Annotated in this window: 17 protein-coding genes; 9 read left to right on the forward strand and 8 right to left on the reverse strand. The window is 53.6% G+C overall.

Translation table 11 applies throughout. The features are described from left to right. Position 1: 1 nt before the first annotated feature. Both OS190_RS17195 and OS190_RS17200 read right to left on the reverse strand, forming a co-directional pair. Complete coding sequence (locus OS190_RS17195) at positions 2-1,084, reverse strand: extracellular catalytic domain type 1 short-chain-length polyhydroxyalkanoate depolymerase (protein ID WP_267159959.1); 1,083 nt, start codon at positions 1,082-1,084, stop codon at positions 2-4. Positions 1,085-1,113: 29 nt separating this feature from the next. After that, complete coding sequence (locus OS190_RS17200) at positions 1,114-1,530, reverse strand: ribbon-helix-helix domain-containing protein (RefSeq protein WP_267159960.1); 417 nt, start codon at positions 1,528-1,530, stop codon at positions 1,114-1,116. A 487-nt stretch (positions 1,531-2,017) separates the two neighbouring features. Here OS190_RS17200 and OS190_RS17205 point away from each other — a divergent pair, with 487 nt between their 5' ends. The 6 genes from OS190_RS17205 (at position 2,018) to OS190_RS17230 (ending at position 6,977) form a co-directional block, all read left to right on the forward strand. After that, positions 2,018-2,683, forward strand: coding sequence for a Crp/Fnr family transcriptional regulator (locus OS190_RS17205; protein ID WP_267159991.1), 666 nt, complete (start codon positions 2,018-2,020; stop codon positions 2,681-2,683). 95 nt (positions 2,684-2,778) lie between these two features. Beyond that, the gene (locus tag OS190_RS17210; protein ID WP_267159961.1) at positions 2,779-2,994 is read left to right on the forward strand and encodes a YgaP family membrane protein; all 216 of its coding nucleotides are present in this window, start codon (positions 2,779-2,781) and stop codon (positions 2,992-2,994) included. A 1-nt stretch (position 2,995) separates the two neighbouring features. Further along, complete coding sequence (locus OS190_RS17215; RefSeq protein ID WP_267159962.1) at positions 2,996-3,427, forward strand: YeeE/YedE family protein; 432 nt, start codon at positions 2,996-2,998, stop codon at positions 3,425-3,427. Positions 3,428-3,432: 5 nt separating this feature from the next. Beyond that, positions 3,433-3,864, forward strand: a complete 432-nt coding sequence (locus tag OS190_RS17220) for a DUF6691 family protein (protein ID WP_267159963.1) — start codon at positions 3,433-3,435, stop codon at positions 3,862-3,864. A gap of 324 nt (positions 3,865-4,188) precedes the next feature. Further along, positions 4,189-5,073, forward strand: coding sequence for an MBL fold metallo-hydrolase (locus OS190_RS17225; protein WP_267159964.1), 885 nt, complete (start codon positions 4,189-4,191; stop codon positions 5,071-5,073). Between the two features lie 167 nt (positions 5,074-5,240). Continuing rightward, positions 5,241-6,977, forward strand: a complete 1,737-nt coding sequence (locus OS190_RS17230) for a SulP family inorganic anion transporter (protein ID WP_267159965.1) — start codon at positions 5,241-5,243, stop codon at positions 6,975-6,977. Positions 6,978-7,056: 79 nt separating this feature from the next. On the opposite strand, the gene OS190_RS17235 is transcribed toward OS190_RS17230, so the two are convergent. From OS190_RS17235 to OS190_RS17245, 3 genes are all read right to left on the reverse strand, one after another. Next, a complete protein-coding gene (locus tag OS190_RS17235; protein WP_267159966.1) occupies positions 7,057-8,787 on the reverse strand; it encodes a DUF4214 domain-containing protein in 1,731 nt (576 codons plus the stop codon). A gap of 96 nt (positions 8,788-8,883) precedes the next feature. Then, positions 8,884-9,900 (reverse strand): porin, encoded by a 1,017-nt coding sequence (locus OS190_RS17240; protein WP_267159967.1) that lies wholly within the window; start codon positions 9,898-9,900, stop codon positions 8,884-8,886. Between the two features lie 64 nt (positions 9,901-9,964). After that, complete coding sequence (locus tag OS190_RS17245) at positions 9,965-10,630, reverse strand: response regulator (protein WP_267159968.1); 666 nt, start codon at positions 10,628-10,630, stop codon at positions 9,965-9,967. 97 nt (positions 10,631-10,727) lie between these two features. On the opposite strand from OS190_RS17245, the gene OS190_RS17250 reads away from it, so the two are divergent. Next, entirely contained in the window at positions 10,728-12,239 is a 1,512-nt protein-coding gene (locus OS190_RS17250; protein WP_267159969.1) for a sensor histidine kinase, read from the forward strand. An 89-nt stretch (positions 12,240-12,328) separates the two neighbouring features. Here OS190_RS17250 and OS190_RS17255 read toward each other — a convergent pair whose 3' ends face one another. Beyond that, entirely contained in the window at positions 12,329-13,207 is an 879-nt protein-coding gene (locus OS190_RS17255; protein WP_267159970.1) for a M15 family metallopeptidase, read from the reverse strand. Between the two features lie 150 nt (positions 13,208-13,357). Between OS190_RS17255 and OS190_RS17260 the strand changes: the two genes are divergently transcribed. Together OS190_RS17260 and OS190_RS17265 are read left to right on the forward strand one after the other, a co-directional pair. Continuing rightward, the gene (locus OS190_RS17260; RefSeq protein WP_267159971.1) at positions 13,358-13,912 is read left to right on the forward strand and encodes an OmpA family protein; all 555 of its coding nucleotides are present in this window, start codon (positions 13,358-13,360) and stop codon (positions 13,910-13,912) included. Positions 13,913-13,950: 38 nt separating this feature from the next. Beyond that, on the forward strand, positions 13,951-16,113 hold the full coding sequence (locus tag OS190_RS17265) for a serine/threonine-protein kinase (protein WP_267159972.1): 2,163 nt from the start codon (positions 13,951-13,953) through the stop codon (positions 16,111-16,113). Positions 16,114-16,154: 41 nt separating this feature from the next. Here the strand turns inward: OS190_RS17265 and OS190_RS17270 are convergent, their stop codons facing one another. Next, complete coding sequence (locus OS190_RS17270) at positions 16,155-16,874, reverse strand: PP2C family protein-serine/threonine phosphatase (RefSeq protein WP_267159973.1); 720 nt, start codon at positions 16,872-16,874, stop codon at positions 16,155-16,157. Then, the gene (gene tagF / locus OS190_RS17275) at positions 16,871-17,554 is read right to left on the reverse strand and encodes a type VI secretion system-associated protein TagF (RefSeq protein ID WP_267159974.1); all 684 of its coding nucleotides are present in this window, start codon (positions 17,552-17,554) and stop codon (positions 16,871-16,873) included. The genes OS190_RS17270 and tagF overlap by 4 nt, the downstream gene beginning before the upstream one ends. Positions 17,555-17,573: the final 19 nt, after the last annotated feature.

The raw sequence follows: 17,573 nt of genomic DNA on the forward strand, positions 1-17,573 counted from the left end.
TTCAAAGGTCCTTGTCGGTTGTGTCAAAGAAAAAGCGGATCATTTCTGCGCTGGCGTCGGGTCCTTGGGTATCTGTGTAGGTGCCGGCTGCTTGCCCGCCAGACCAGGCATGGCCTTGCCCTTCAATCACCCAGTTTTCAACGATGGGTTTGCCTTGAAGGTCACTGAAAACAATGCGTGTAAATCGGCGACCTGCACTGTCACCATTGGTCATTGTCTCGATGCTTTGGCGCGCATTTGAATCCATCGCCCGCCGGGCAATCGCCGCCCCGTTTGAGGGATGCACCGTGGTATCCGCCGTTCCGTGAAAGACGATTGTACGGGGTGTACCCGACGTTCCAGGCTGAGTGTCTGGATCTAAAGAGTTGCCCGCCATGGCGGCAAATGCAGATGGCACATCTTTTGCTGCGCCTCTGGGCAATCCGGAATGTGCGCCGACTGCTGCAAAGACATCGTCGTAAGTTTCACCCAGAATGACGGCCATCGCGGCACCTGCGGATAGGCCTGCAACGAATGTTTGGTCCCGCCCAATACCGTGCGCATTGGTAACCTTCGATGCGATTCCAGCAAGGATTGCGGGTTCACCTTTGCCGCGGCGCTGATCGCCCTTGCTGAACCAATTCCAGCAGGATTGGGCATTGTTGCCCCGTGATTGCGCCGGGTAGACCACGAGGAACCGATGCTTTTCGGCCAGTAAATTCATTCCGGTGCCTGTTGCAAAATCTTCGGGCGTTTGTGTGCAACCATGCAGCATCATGACGACGCCCGTTATACCTTTGGAGGCTGAGGCGGGGATGTAGGTTCGATACGCGCGGCCACCCGCAGGGCAGGTAAAGCTGTCCTGCTTGAATTGCGCACCCTTTGGTATCGCCATGTCAAATGCACTGGCTGTTCCGATAGGATCGGTCAACTTACCCAGCATGCCGTTGAGTGATGGCGGAACGGGTATTTTCTGTGCGCCGGCCGGCCCAGATTGTGGAACGAGCCCGTGCTGGGCAAGTGTGCGGTGAACAAGATCGTTGGCAGCCGATAGCCGTGCGCCATCGATCGCCGGGCGCATTGCGCCGACATTGAAAGGTTTCATCTGGTTTTCCTATTTAAATTGCACGCATTCTATTTGATGCGGTCGGCAAGTGCCTTTTTAAGGTCTGCGCTGGCTTGCAAAGCCCCCAGCACAGTGATGGAGGCGATGGTTTGAAGCGCCAGTTCAGGTGTGATGTCGGGATCAAACCGGGCAAGTCCGACAACTTTGATGTGCAAGGCCTCGCCCGCGTCGCGCGCTGCCTCAAGATCAGCGACAGAAAAATCGCGAAGCCCCAGTTCCATTGTATAGCGTTCCAGCGATTTGCTGACGATGTCTCCGTGAGTGTCAAGCTGGTTGCGGATTGCAGTTCGGATCAGATCGCTTCGGTTTGAGTAGAACCCTTCTTGCACCAGCAGGTCGATACGGCCCAGATCAACAAAGCCAAGATTGATCGTTATCTTCTCATTCTCAGGTTGCTTGTCGCGAAGCTGTCTTACGTTCGTCATTGTAAACTCCATCTGTATGGATGGTATATGGATGATAGACACGGGACTGCAAGGCCCTAAAATGAAATTTGACCAGGGTTGGCGAATTCTTGGCCGCCTGAACCAATTCTGTAGCTGCTAAATGACAAGATCAGCCAACTTGTAAAAAGCGTGTTCTGGCAATAGACCTTTTTGGATTGGGGCAGGCTGCAACACTCAACAGACGCGCGCCATGTGCATGCTCACCACATCTTGCCGTGCTCAAGGTCCTCATTCGGAATATGGTTGATGATGTTGTCAAGGTTCATGGGCTTGGGCAGTACAACATCGTGAAGCTTGTGCATGAACTTGGTCCTGCTTGAGATTTGGACAGGCTGCGTGGATGTGGTGGTGGATTTTTAGTGGGCGTATGGAAATTCTCGACAATCTGGGACTTGCGGATATTGCGTCCTGCGCGCGTGAATTGCGGGCAAGGCATGCGCCGAATGAGGAGGGTATCGTGACATCGATGAGTGGAATTGACTGGACCGAACGGTTTCAAGGGACAAAGGCCCTGCCACGACCGGTACGTGACCGGCTTCTTAAGGTTGCCCTCATACGCGACCACAAGAAGGGGTATCAGGTATTCGGACCGGAAAATGTGCCAGACAGTCTGATCTTTCTGTATGCTGGCACGATCCGGGTTTCGCAGACCTCCGGCAATGGAAGAAATATCGTTTTGTATCGCGTCGATGCTGGCGAAAGCTGCGTTCTGACCACCGCCTGCATGCTAGCGGAAGAAGCATACAATGCCGAGGGAACCGCAGAAAACGACATCAAGGTGGTGGTGCTTCCCAAGATGTCGTTTGATCGGTTGGTCGCAGAAGAACCAGCTTTCCGGTCGTTTGTGTTCGCCGCCTATTCGCGCCGATTGATTGATCTTTTACGGGTGGTTGACGATGTCGCCTTTGGGCGTATCGATGTACGTCTTGCCGAACGCCTGTTGGCGCTGGCAGGTGATGACAGAGAAATAGCAGCGACACATCAAGAAATCGCAAGCGAACTTGGGACAGCGCGCGAAGTGATCTCTCGCGTTTTGCATGATTTTCAGAAACGCAGCCTGGTCGTGCAATCCCGTGGGCGTATCACACTATCGAACAAGTCCGTTTTGCGCAGCATTGCGAATAGTGACTAGGCAGACAGGTCTTTTTGGATCGTTAGGTGACTATATCACTGAAGTGGAGCGTAATAACCAATACGTCGTAGTCAGCTTAGCCCTTGGAGGATTGAATGACTGTTAACGTCGGAACTACAGACCGAAACCTGCGTGCCGCTTTGGGTGCGGTATTGCTCTATCTTGCGTTTTTCAGTGGCCTGTCGCTGTTTGCCACCCCACTATTCAAATACGGTGGCGCAATAATCGGCGTTGTGATGCTCGCTACGTCAACACTGAAGATGTGCCCGATCTACACGATCCTTGGGCTCAAGACCTGCAAGGATTGCTGAGATGGAGACGTTGTTTACGCCTTTCGCATCCCTTGGCGGTGGCGCGCTGATCGGCCTTGGTGCCGTTCTTCTCATGCTTGGTCTGGGACGAATTCTTGGCGCAACCGGCATTATGTCCGGTCTCGTTTTTGCTGAAAACAGCTCAGAGTTTTCATGGCGGGCTGCGATGGTGGTCGGCATGATCCTGTCGCCTGTTCTGATTTTTCTGATTACCGGACAGATGCCTGAGCTATCAGTGCCCGTCAGCCCCTTAATGATTGCGATTGGTGGCGTTATCGTTGGATTTGGCGCGAGCCTCGGGTCGGGGTGTACCTCGGGCCACGGTGTCTGCGGTCTGTCGCGCCTTTCGGTGCGTTCAATCGTGGCTGTGCCGACCTTCATGATAACTGCCGCCATCACCGTCTATTTGATCCGTCACGTGTTTGGAGCATGAAGCCAATGAAACTGTTGTATGCACTATTGACCGGCCTTGTTTTTGGCGTCGGTATTTCGATTTCGGGGATGATCAACCCGGCGAAGGTTTTCAATTTCTTCGACATCGCGGGCACCTGGGACCCGAGCCTTGCCTTTGTGATGGGGGGTGCGGTTATTGTCACTTTTCTCGGTTACCGTCTGGTTTGGCGCCGCCAAGCCCCATTATTTGATGATGCGTTTCAGATACCGAACAATTCTAGCATAGATGCGCGCCTTGTTGGTGGTTCCGCGATATTTGGAATTGGTTGGGGCATTGCTGGTTTTTGCCCTGGTGCAGCTATTCCTGCTCTTGGCACGGGCCGCTGGGAAGTTGTTCTTTTTCTTGCCGCGGTGACGACAGGGTTCTATGCGCGCCGTCTGATGTCAGCTGAGCAATCCAAGGTAAAGTCGGCCTGAGAGGGATTCTAATTTCATTTTGATGGCAGCGGGCAAGCGTGCACGAAATGACAAAGGCAAAGGTGATAGCCACTGAGCTGCAAAGCCCTTTTTCTGGATGGCATTTAAACAGGATACCGGGCCTTGATTGATGTTGTTCAGAAAAAAACCGGTGCTGTTGCACCTGATGAGGTGGACGGAGTACCAATAATTTGGTGTGTTCAGCCTTATTTCCCGCCGCAAGGAAGACTCTGATGCATGTATTGCAAAGTTATAGTTTCTAAATATCCCGAGGCACACCAATCCCTTAATACCGCCCGAAGTGGGTTTTCCAAGGAGTACACCATGATGAATTATCCGGTGAATATGAACATTATACCCGAAGTCGAAGCCTTCTTTGATGAAGCCACGAACACGATCAGCTACGTTGTAAAAGACCCTACTTCTGATGCCTGCGCGGTCATAGACAGTGTAATGGATCTGGACTATGCCGCCGCCCGCATCACTCATGACAGCGCAGATCGCATGATCGCCCACATCAAGGAGCGCGGTTTGAACCTTGAATGGATCATCGAAACCCATGTCCACGCAGATCACCTCAGTGCCGCCCCCTATATTCAGCAGGAATTGGGCGGCAAGATTGGTGTTGGCGAAGGCATCATGATCGTACAGGAAACTTTCGGTAAAATCTTTAACGAAGGGACTGAGTTTCAGCGCGACGGGTCGCAGTTTGATGCATTGTTCAAGGACGGTGATACCTACGAGATAGGCAATTTGCAGGCCTTCGCGATGTTCACGCCCGGCCATACACCTGCCTGCATGGTCCACGTCCTGGGCAACGCGACCTTTACGGGCGATACATTATTCATGCCGGACGGTGGGTCCGCGCGGGCTGACTTCCCAGGCGGGGATGCAGGTGTCCTGTACGATTCAATCATGAAAGTGCTAAGTTTGCCCGATGAAATGCGGCTGTTCATGTGCCATGATTACGGACCGAATGGCCGCGACATCGCCTGGGAAACATCCGTGGCCGAAGAGAAGGCCAACAACATCCACGTGGGCGGTGACAAAACGAAAGATGATTTCGTCAAATTCCGCAGGGAACGGGATGCGCAGTTGGCGATGCCCACACTTATCATTCCATCATTGCAGGTGAACATGCGGGCAGGCGAGGTGCCAAAAGACAAAGACGGCAACCCAATGCTCAAAGTTCCGATTAACAGCCTGTAACCGTGAAAAGATCAGGGAAATCTAGATAACCACCAGCGCGGGCTGCACTTGATTTGCGGATACCGCTCTGGCATTTGCCGTTCAATCCGCTGATACGTTGCCCACAGACCCAATCGCGGCAGTCTGAGTATGTCGCTTTGACTGTCGGTTATCCTGGATCCTTTACCATGCATTACCTTCGCCAATACCTTCCGATCCTTGACTGGGGCCACCGTTACGATCGCAATACTTTCTCCAATGACTTGATCGCGGCTGTGATCGTAACAATCATGCTGATCCCACAATCGCTGGCCTATGCGCTTTTGGCTGGGTTACCTCCAGAAGCGGGGATTTATGCATCCATTGCGCCAATCGTACTCTATGCAATCTTTGGGACAAGCCGTGCTTTGGCAGTTGGACCTGTGGCGGTGGTGTCGCTTCTGACCGCATCTGCGGTGGGACAAGTTGCTGAGACCGGAACCGCAGGATACGCCATTGCCGCCCTGACCTTGGCCTTTTTGTCGGGTGGATTTCTGGTTCTTCTGGGCATTTTACGTTTGGGCTTTCTGGCAAATTTTCTTAGCCATCCCGTCATTGCTGGCTTTATTACCGCTTCGGGTATTCTTATCGCCGTCAGCCAACTCCCGCATATTTTAGGTATCAATGCAGATGGTCATACCTTGCCCCAAATGTTGCGTTCGTTTTTTGGAAATCTGGACCAAATCAACTTGATCACAGTGATTATTGGCGTATCGACGACTGCGTTTCTGTTTTGGGTTCGCAAGAATCTTAAACCTGTCCTGAAAAGGATGGGGTTATCCCTGCTGATGGCTGACGTCCTGACCAAGGCTGGACCTGTTGCCGCCGTTGTTGCGACAACGGTTACGGTCTGGATTTTTGGGTTAGCTGACAAAGGTGTGAAAATTGTCGGTGAGGTTCCACAGAGTTTGCCACCCTTGACCTTGCCCGGTGTTTCCCCAGAACTTGTCGGATCGTTGTTGGTGCCCGCTATCCTGATTTCGATCATTGGTTTCGTCGAAAGCATTTCAGTTGCGCAAACGCTTGCTGCAAAGAAGCGTCAACAGATCGACCCGAACCAGGAATTAATCGGGCTTGGTGCCGCAAACCTTGGTGCGGCATTCACAGGTGGCTTTCCCGTCACGGGGGGGTTTTCCCGCTCTGTGGTTAATTTTGATTCCGGTTCTGAAACGCCAGCAGCGGGCATCTATACCGCGATTGGTTTGGCCATCGCGGCTTTGTTTCTGACTCCCTTGGTGTATTTTCTGCCAAAAGCGACGCTTGCAGCCACAATCATCGTAGCGGTTCTCAGCCTCGTTGATTTATCGATCCTGCGGAAAACTTGGGGCTACAACAGGGACGATTTCCTTGCCGTGCTCGCCACCATTTTGTTGACCCTGACGATGGGCGTCGAGGTGGGTGTGGCAAGCGGTGTCACGATCTCAATTTTGCTGCATCTTTACAAGACCTCGCGCCCTCACGTTGCCGAAGTAGGGTTGGTACCGAACAGCCAGCATTTCCGAAATATTCACCGCCATAAAGTAGAGACAGACCCGTCTGTGCTCTCGTTGCGTGTCGATGAAAGCCTTTACTTCATCAATTCCCGTTTTTTACAAGATCTTATTCAGGCCCGCGTAAGCGAGGGAAGCGAGATCAAAAATGTCGTCCTGATGTTCTCCGCCGTGAACGAAGTGGATTACTCCGCGCTCGAAAGTCTGGAGGCGGTCAACCAAAGGCTAAAGGATTTTGACGTGGGTTTGCATTTGTCCGAAGTAAAAGGCCCGGTGATGGATAGACTTAAGAAATCCCATCTCATCCATGAACTGAATGGAAAGGTCTTCCTTTCACAGTTTGATGCTTGGCGAGAGCTGAGCAGTCATTCCCAAAACCGGGATATATCAAAGTAGTTGGTAGATCTGGCAGTGATACTGTTTGAGGTGTCACTGATTAAGCTGCGGATTTTTTTCCGCCAATCTCTGCCCGGCTCTAGATAAAGCTCCATTCACCTGCAGAGTTTTCATAGAGGCCCATCAGTACATCAACGGATTCCGTGGTGTTTTCGGGGCTGATGGCGATGTCGGCGAGGGCAAGCGCCTTGGTGATCGTGTTGTCATTCAACAGGTCAAGATAGAATTGGCGGCCAGCGGCATCCGATGCGCGGTCGAGCACATTGAGATAAATCTGTTCAAGGAAATCACTATTGCTCAGCATGTTCACATCACCAAAACTTGCGGTGAATTCGGGGCTGGTCATCAGATCAGCAGCGAGGAACTCGTCGCTTAGATTGTCCCGTTCGGTCACCTGAATATAAAAATTCAGGCCCGGTGTGTCGATGTCGCCATCGCGGTTCAGGGCAGCCTCGTATAGCAGTGCCACGCGTTCAGCAGTGACGAAGTCAGCTGGATCGCCGGCATCATCCAATGCCGAGCCTGCGCCGAGGGTCTGGACACCGTCGTCAAAGCGCAGGTAGTCGACACCAAAGACCTTATCGCGGGACCCGTCCAGAAGATTGGTAACAAGCGCATAATCAACCCCGCCTTCGATCCGGTAATCCGCTGAGAGTCCGTCAAAGCGTGCAGTGTCATCTGTGTCGTGTTCTCCGAATGCAGCACCACCCATGATCACATCATCTCCCGCACCTCCGTTAAGAAAATCCTTTCCCTCTCCACCATAAAGGATGTCGTTGCCCAGCCCGCCTTCAATGGCGTCCGGGCCGTTCCTGCCATTCAAAACATCATCGCCCCGGTTGCCGTCCATATAATCCGACTTGGATGTGCCGACTTGGACATCGTCATTTGCGGATAGGGAAAATTCGTAGGTGTTTTCGATGTTGCCAGGCGTCTGCGCCAGAAACTCAGATGCATTCTTTACAATGTTTTCCAGCGCCGTGATTCCGAGATCGAGTTTTACAGTTTCGACCAGGTCCCGTTTCAGTTCCTTGAACGCGCTATTCAGACGCTGCCCAAAACTCTCGTTGCTCTCGACCTGAAAATCGCCCGTGAAAACACTGCCGCTGAATTCCCTGGTTACCGTCACAGAATCTCGGATCGGGTTTAAGGGGCTGCGGTCGGTGTAGTTGAAAAGAGTATAGGTAACCGAGGTTTGCTCATCGGCCTGCTCTCCGGCCGGGACATCGGAAAAGGCCGTTGTCTGGGCGAAAATATTGGCTTCCATTGCGCCAACAATACTGTTTCCGGGTCCGAGTCCATTCGAATAATTGTTTGCGTCAAAGAGGACATCCATCGCCGTCTTGATCTGTTCATGAAGGCCGCGCGATCCAAGCGGGCCATTTTCAACCGTGATCGCTACCGATTGGCGCGCTGCAATCGCATAGCTGAGCGAAGAATAATAATGCGCAAGCGCCTCGATCGACAGGCCTGCATCCTTGATCGCCATCACCTGACCGACGACGCCGTTCAGCCCTTCGTTGGCCAGCCGGATGGCCGCCTGGCCGATGTCCTGACGCAGCCCTGCGTTTTCGGTTTCCATAAAGCGAGTCAATTCGTTTAACGCCGTCTGCGACTCTGAAATCGACTCTGCGATCTGCGCATCAATGCCGGCTTCGACCAGTTTTTCGATATCACCAATCTGGTTCTTGACAGATTCCAGCGTGTCCTGACGGGCCTCATCACTGTCGTTGCCGCCGACAAGCCCTGCGGCTGATAACGCCAATCCAACGACACCGATAGCGAGTGAAACTGCTTCCATTGCGGCCATTTGATCTCTCCTAAATAAAGCTTGGATCAACGTTACCCTTCAACCGTAAACCTGGATATGGGGGAAACCCCCCATTTTGTTCACCGCCGTTTCATATCAATCGATCGGGATCACAATGGACAGGGCCACGAGGTTATTGTTCTCTTCTTCCTCCCGAATCCGCGCATAACCCGCAGACAGGGTCATGCCGTTGTCGAATTGATAATCCACCCCTAGCGCGATCATATGATCACTGGGCGTATCGGAAATGCCGCGTTTGGACACTGCTGCGCTCCATGTGTAGGCACCCCGCCTCAGGCTGGCACCGAGCGTGGCAATGTTTGCCTTTGCTTCCGATCCTTCCCAGCCGTTGAAATGGGCAAGTTCCGCGATCACCTCAATCTCATCGCCAAAGTTGTGGCTCAGACCCAAAGCGATGGCGTTTTCGTCGTTGTCTTCTTCACCCCGTGCAAGATGTCGCAGGCCAAAATGCAGAGTGGTGTCGTTTATTTCGCGATCATATTGCAGGGCAAAATTATTCAGTTTGCCGGTGTTGCCCACATCCCCCCCGCGTGGATCATTACGACCCCGCCGGGTGCCAAAGCTGTCGCTGAGTCGCGTATCATCGGGATAGAAGGCCGACAGGGTCAATGTGGCCGCACCCAGTTCCAATTCCGCCGACAGGCCGATCATTTCTTCCAATTCGTAGTCTTCTGCGAATGCTGTGCCGAAATATCCCGGCGCCGTGTCCCATGCGGACCCGAAGGCGGGACTGATCTTGCCAATGCTGAGTGTGACCGGATCAAGGTCAAACGAAAGCCCCAGCGTACCCACAAAAAGCGCAATGTCATCAAAGGCACGGTTCTGTTCGGCATCTGTCACACTTTCCAACGAGAGTTCTGAGAACAAGGTGATGCGTTCCGTCAGGGCAAAAGCCAGTTCCAGTTCACCGCTGAGAAAGACATCGCGCACCTCGCTGTCGGTATCATCAGCCTTCACGTTGGCCTCGACGCCCAGTTCAAGTTCTGCTGAGATAATGAATCGCTTGTCGGCCGTCGTATCATCAGCGCGGGCAAAGTGGGGTTGCAGCATTACGGCGGCGATGAGAAAAATGCGGCACAGAATGGCTGGCATGACGCGATCCTTTTGTTTGAATGCGACGGTCGTATTCTGTTTACACAGTTGACGACCGATGCGGCTACTCCAAATGACCTTGTTCTTCGATCAACCCTTCACGCAAGGCTTTTGACATCAGTTCGACCACCGATTTCACGCCCAACTTCTGCATCAAAGAAGACCGGTGCTTTTCTGCGGTTTTCGGGCTGACACCCATCCTGGCCGCAATCTCGGCATTGGTGCGTCCTGCAACGATCATGTTCAGTGATTGACGCTCGCGCAAGGTGAGTTGGCCCAGTGGTTCCGTATCGCGCAGCAGAGCCACCAAAGATGTTTCGATGTGACGCCCGCCTGCCAGAATCACCGGCAGCTTGGCAAAGAGTTCTGCATTGTCCGAGGCTTTGGAAAACAATCCGTCTACACCGCTTTGCACAATACTACTGAGTAAACCGACAGAGGTAACAGCTGTCAGGACCACAATGCGAGTATCAGGGCTCCACCGTTTGATGTCTGCCAGAATTTCGGCACCCGACGCCAGGGGCATCGAGATGTCGAGCAACAGCAGGTCTGGGGTTTCCCGTTTTACGATTTCGATGGCTTCCAAACCGTTCTGTGCTTCTGTCACAACACGGATCGGGCGAATCCCGACTACACCTGCGGTTTCAAGGGCAACCCGCAGACCATCGCGAACAATCTGGTGATCGTCGGCTATGACGGCGCGAAATTGTTTTGTACTGTGGTCGGACATGGCACATTACTTTTGCAAAGAAAGGTGCCACATGTCGCAAATTCAGACAAGAGAACGCTGCAGGCGTATCCGGTGGCAGGCAGCATGCACCTTTTTGATGTATCACTGCAATGCTCTGGTGGCTTTGGCGGACAGGTCCGATGGTGATGTAGATGACTATGACCCATTGCCCGGCCGCACGCAGGAACAGATCGAAGCCTTGATCCTGAACTTTGACGAGGTCGTTGAAACCGTCGCAACATATGCATCTTTGATGTCGGTTCTGTTGATCTTGTTGGCGCTGGCGCTGTCGATGAAACTGAGCCACTGGCTGCGCTTTATCTTTTTGACGATGGCAAGCCTGATTTGGTTTGCGTTTTACGAGCAATATACAACCAGCCAGTTCTGGATCGGTTTGGCAGTAGGGTACACCAGTCTTGTGATTGCGGGACTGGTTCTTGTCAGCTTGCATTTCCTGCAAACGGCTGTCGCCATTGCGCCGGGCAGCCGGTTGTCAATCTTGCGGCCTGTCTTGATTGCCGCCAGCGCCCTGCCATGGGTCGTGCTGGGGCTCAAGTGGCCCATCACCGATGGCACCATGCCGATCGTGATGGCGCTGCTTGGTGGGTTGGCTTATCTCTGTCACGCGGTGGTCATCTCGGCACGTTCCGGTTCTTCCTTTTTCCGCCGTCGGAACTATGTCGCGATTGCAGCGGCTTTGTTGTTGATTGGGATTGCGACACTAGGAGAACTGGACGAAGGGTTTGATGCCAGCTTTGCTGTTCGGCTTGCCTTTGTGGCGATTGTCGCATTGTCTACACTGTTACTGGTCCAACAGGTGATTGCCATTCTGCGCGAACGTGATGCTTCTGTCCGCCAGTCGCTGGCCGCTGCAAAGCGGGAAGCGGAACAATCAATGGCGCTGCTGGAGGCGGAAAAAAACTATTCCCGCGCCCAAGAAATCGCCAAAAGACATACGATGCGTCTCGCCACGGCATCTCATGACATTCGGCAGCCCATTGTTTCCTTGCGCGGAACCATGGCTGCCGTGACCCAGGACCAACCTCAAGAGATCAAGAACCAGTTGGCAGCGGCCTTTGACTATCTCGACAGTCTTGCGGCGAGTTACCTTGAAACGGAAAATGCCGAGAATGCCCCTTTGCGTGACGCAAGTGCCGCACAAGACGGAACTGAAGTCGTCTCAACCCGGATGCTTTGCGATACGCTGGGCCGCATGTTCCGCAAGGAAGCCGAAGCAAAAGGGCTGATCTTTTCGGTAACTGTTGAAGAAATCGATCTGCGAGTTCAGCCTCTGGTGGTCACGCGCATACTCAGCAATCTCTTGTCGAACGCAGTAAAACACACCTCTTCCGGCAAGGTCACGCTTGCCGGGGCAGGGGATGTAGCCCGTTACATATTTAGCGTCAGGAATTCTGCACCTTTACCAGAAGGTTTTGACGTCGAACAAATGTTTGTTCCTTTCGTGAAAGGAGAATCATCTGAAGGATACGGGCTTGGTCTTTCGATTGCGCAAAGTATGGCTTGCGCTCATGGGTTCAGCCTGAATTGGTCAAGCGATATGGATTCAGGTACAGAGTTCCGACTGACTGTAGAGACCGACAAGAGATGAAAAGACTGTAGCTGCAAAGTCTTTCTTTTAATATAACATAATTAGGGTTATGGTGGTTTTAGGTCGCAACGACCCTTGAGATTCCGCAACTAAAGCTTCCCCTCGGCGATCCAGGCGTCCAGTTGTTTGCGGCTGACCTCAAAATGCATGCTGTCCTCGCGCCGCCAGGATGCGCCCCATACCCAGCCTTCGGTACGGAAAAAATCGGCGAGGATGGTCAGGCCGAGCTGGGTTCTGCCATCCCCGAGCGTGTCGAGCTTGCCATCAATATTAAGATCAACAGCCAGTCCGAAAGCATGGGTCGAGATGCTGTTTCTGGTGCCTCTGATGCGGCGTACACAAAGGGCACCAGCGGTGTTGATACGGGCATAGAGATCCGGATCAGTGATGCGTACATTTTCAAACACGCGGGTTAACGAATCGAGCGCAGGCTGCAACATTGTCACGCGAATTGGACCTACCCGCTGGGTTTTCAATTTTGGCTTCAGCCGCGGATTCGTCATCGGTTCGCATTTGTCCGAGAGCACCTCGCGCGGTCTGCCCAGTTTCTCCGCCAGGTAGCTCGGACCGGCGGTTTTCAGTCCTTTATTCACATTTCGGCGATCCGCGATCAAAACGACTTGGGCGTAAGCGTCAATAATGTCGTTGGTACCGTTTTGCTGAAAGACCTCGGCACCCTGATTGACCCCTGCTGATCCGCCCAGTCCGGTGGCGGGCATCTGGCGTTGGAACGCTGGGCGATTGCGCACTTCCTGACCCAGGGCAGACATGCCCTCGCGGATGTCTTCGAGACGCAGGCGAATGTCTTCAACCTGTTGATTCAGAACCTCAATTTCGATTCTCGCCTGGCTGTCTATGGCGGGGCCACGGCCCGTATCGTTCAAGCCGAACACCATGGGAATGACGAACCAGAGGATCGGGGCCAAGATGATGGCAACGGCAATAATGATCGCTGGAATGACCCGCATGAAAATGTTCTTTCTGAAAATGACTTAGGTGGTCGCCTGGCACAGCTTAGGACAAGTGTAAGGGTTGCGTCAAAACCGTTGTGACCGGGGCCGCTGTCGTATACTCTGTGTATCATACATTTGATGAACTACTTTTTGAAAGGAGGAGATATGTTATTTCTACGTGCCCTCACCGCAGTCGCTTCGGCTGCATTGCTGACTTTGGTTGGCCAGGCGGCTTTGGCCCAGTCAGAATTGACCGCAGATGAGATCAAGAACGCCTTTAACAAGCAAAAGACACGCGGTTTGGTGATTGTCCCAACGGAACAGACCGATTCTTCTGCGCCGACTGAGGTTGTCGTAGACGATAAATATGTCGCTGTGGACAAAGCCGATCAGGTTAATGTCAAAATCAGTTTTGATTTCGACAGCGCAGCCCTGCGGGAGGACGAGAAGCCCAAGTTGGCAAGCCTGTGTGAAGCGATGAAGGCGGTCGATGTGGCAGTGTTTCAGATTATCGGCCATACCGACAGTTCCGGAACCGCTACTTATAACCAAAACCTGTCGTTGCTTCGTGCCGAAGAAGTCAAGCGACACATGGTGACAAGTTGCGGTATTGATGGAAGCCGTTTGCGCGCCATCGGGATGGGTGAAACCGTGCCGTTTGATGCCGACAATCCACGTGCAGACGCCAACCGCCGGGTCGAGTTCCAGGCGCTTGGCTAAGCGCCCCGCGCGACATCTTGTGCTAAATGGATTGAACCATGTCTGACCCCCGCCCCGGCGATGCGTTCCAAATCGGTGACGTGCTGAACAATACGTACCGGATAGAGGCGTTGTTGGGGCGAGGCGGCACTTCCGACGTCTATCGCGCCCGGAATGAAATTTCGGGCCGCTTGGTTGCTGTAAAGGTGCTCAAGGCCGAATTTTCAGGCAACGACGATTATCTGGTACTGATGACCCGTGAAGAGGAAATTCGCGAGGTCAGGCATGATGCGATTGTACGCTATGCCGAAAACAACCGTACATCCGAGGGGCTTGTCTATCTGTTGATGGACTATATCGAAGGGCCCGGCCTTGATCAGAAACTCGATGAGGGGCCGATGTCGGCAGAGGACCTGTTGATCCTGTGCAAACGAGTCTCCGAAGGGCTGAAAGCCGCCCATGACCGAAGCATCGTCCACCGCGACCTGTCTCCCGACAATATCATTCTGCGTAATGGCAACCCGGCCGAGGCCGTCGTCATTGATTTCGGCATTGCCAAGGATACCAACCCCGGTGCGGAAACGATCGTGGGCAATGAGTTTGCCGGTAAATATGCCTATGCCGCCCCTGAGCAGCTAAGCGGTAACACGGATGCGCGATCTGATATTTATTCCCTTGGTGCGCTGATTCTGGCGAATTTCCGGGGTAAATCCCCTGACATCGGGGCCAATCCGATGGAGGTGGTGCAGAACAAGAACAAACCCTTAGACACGGCTGATGTTCCAGAACCATTAAAATCATTGTTGGACAAGATGACGGCACCGGTGCCGGGCGATCGGTTCCAGAACATGAATGAGGTTCTTGCCTTTATTCGAAACGGGGGGAACGACGAATCTCTCTCAGAAGAAACAATTATTGTACCACCGCCAAAAACCGCGCCGACGCCAAAGCCGGTTACCGAAGCGAAACCAGCGCCCGCACCGCCGGTCACATCCGCGCCGACGCCCCAAGCGGGAAAACGATCGGGCGGGTTGATGGTGGTGGCGTTGGCTATTGTCTTGATCGGTGGCGGTGCCGCAGCGTGGTTCGGCGGGCTATTTGGGGAAGGCACCCCAAAGTTCCCGCCCGTAGATCCGTTTGTGCTGGTCATTGACAACCCAGAAACAGTTCCTGCTTCGGCGAATGGTTTTGTGCCTAACGCCAAGATGAAGGAAGAATTGACCGCACGGATGAACGATTTGGGTGGTACAACTGACCTGACGTTGGCTACTGGCGACATCGTTCCAAGCTGGCAAACAGATGTGATGGCGGTCCTGGATGATGTCGTGCCACTTGATGAGTGGCGTCTGGCCTTGACCGGTAATGACGCGCAGATCACCGGCAGCACCACAGATTCAGAACTGCTTGCATCGCTGACTGCCAAATATTCCGGCGACTGGCCCGGGGGGCTGACGGGCGATATTGAATTGACGCTGACCTCACTGTTCCTGGATGCGGCTGAGGTTGATTTTCTTTTGGCGCAATATGCCGATTGTGGTCCCTTGATCCAGGCCAACAGCCCCGGCCCCGTTGGCTATGGTCCAGAGGAACCGATCCTGATTACCGGGACGCTGGCCACTGCAGATTCTGTAGAATCATTGCAGGATGCGATCGAAGATATTGCGGATGATCGCATCGTGGTAATCGATGCAGAGATACTGAATTCAACACTTTGTCTTGTGGAAAATTATCTGCCACAGGCTCCTTCCAGTGAGATCGAGATCAAGTTCAGCGATGGTGCTACCGGACAGGAAGTTCCCTCAGGTCGGTTCCTGGTTAATCAGAACCCTGTGATTGACGTCGTGATACCGGCAGGGCTGACCACGGGGTATATTTCAGTGTCTATTCTGGATGTATCCGGAGTGGTCTATCACCTGATGCCCAATCTGGGCCGGGTGAACAATTCTGTTGAGGCGTTGAGGGAAGGGCGCAATGGGCGCGTGCCACTTAGGGTGGCTTTCCCGACCAATGAGCGGGCCGAGGGCAAGATCGCATTTTCAATTGATTCTTCGGCATTGGGCAAGAGCAAGATTATTGTTTTGCATTCCTATGCGCCGCTGTTTCGCCAAATGCGTCCCGGAACGGAATCCGCCCTGGGTTACACCGAAGCCCTGAGCGAGCGCGCTGCAGACGATCTGGTTGAATCGCTGGACACGCGCATCCTGATTTCGGCTGAAAAGTAACGGTTCTGGACCTGAGGATCAGGTGCCTGCCTGCTTAATCGTCAGATGATGTCGATCACCGCCGAGGTGATGTTATCGCCTCCGCCGCCCGCCAATGCGATTTGTGTCAGGTGTTCGCAAATCATTTCGATTGGTTGGGTGCTCAAGGAATGGCGCAGCATTTCAAAGGTGGCATATTTGGTGAGCCCGTCGGAACAAATGAGAAAACGGTCACCCGGCGCAATCTCGCCTCTGACCTTGTCGAGTTCCAGTTCTTCCTCGCCCACGCCAACGGCACGGGTGATGGCATTCGACTGTGGATGGTTTTCTGCTTCGTCCCAAGTCATTTGCCCTGCATCGACAAGTACGGCGACGACCGAATGATCCGTCGTCAGCATCTCGATTTCGCCATCGCGCAAACGGTATAGCCTGCTGTCACCAGCCCAAAGCGCGGCAAAGTGGCCTTCTGCCAATAGCAATGCAACGACTGTGGCACCGATGACATCAAACCCCTGTTCGGCTGCTTCGGCGCGGATGACACGATGAGCTTCTTGAATGGTGTCGCGCAAAGCTCGCATTCTGTCACTTGGATCCAGATCAAGCGGGATTGCGGCAACCATGTCGACGATCAGCCGGCTGGCATAATCGCCTGCGGCGTGGCCCCCCATGCCGTCAGACACCAGCCAGATGTTCAACTCTGGCAAAGACAGAACCGCGTCTTCGTTGACTTTGCGTTTCAAACCCACGTGGGTCTGTACGGAAAAACGGGTTCGCAGGGTCATGAGGTGGGCCTCGCTTCAACCCACAAGGGGGCATTCAAGTCAAAAAGGGCGCGTGCCTGATGCGCATCGGGTAGTCCGTCACACACCATAGCGTAGCAGTCTTTGTCTACCAAAGTGCTCCACAAACTGGGCATCGCGATGACACCATTGATCAGTTCCGTGGCAAAAGATGGCGCGATGCCTTGTTGCTGCGTGCTGCTGAGCACCAGCGTCTTGCCGGCCCGGCGCAGTGGTGCGTCCGCAAGTGTCGGGGGGGGCGTGATTTCGGTCAACAAGGTTGCCAATCGGTCACGATCCATGTCGTCTTCCAAGGTCGCCAGAGCAAGATCTTCGAGTTGCTCGAACGTGTCATCGTTGGTGAAATGATCAAAGGACGCCGGGATGTCCCCTGCTATCGTTGCCATGAGGGACAGTGGAAAGCGGCGCCCGACGCGGTCGACCGATGGCATCAACACCCCATGGACCTTTGCCGGTCCTGCGAGCCCGGCAGCCAAGGTGAAACGCCAGATTGGCGACGACATATATTGATCATCCCATTCGTCACCGGCGGCAGATGCGGCGGTCATCATGGTGGTTTGCAGCCATTCATCCCACACCCGTACAAACCCCTGCGGTGCATTGATGTGGAAAAAATCGCCCAAGGCTGGTGTTTTGCCAAATGCACCGAAACCACCGCTCATGTTGTTGATCCCCACCGCA

Source organism: Sulfitobacter sp. F26204 (genome assembly GCF_026410305.1).
In the GTDB taxonomy this organism is placed as follows: domain Bacteria; phylum Pseudomonadota; class Alphaproteobacteria; order Rhodobacterales; family Rhodobacteraceae; genus Sulfitobacter.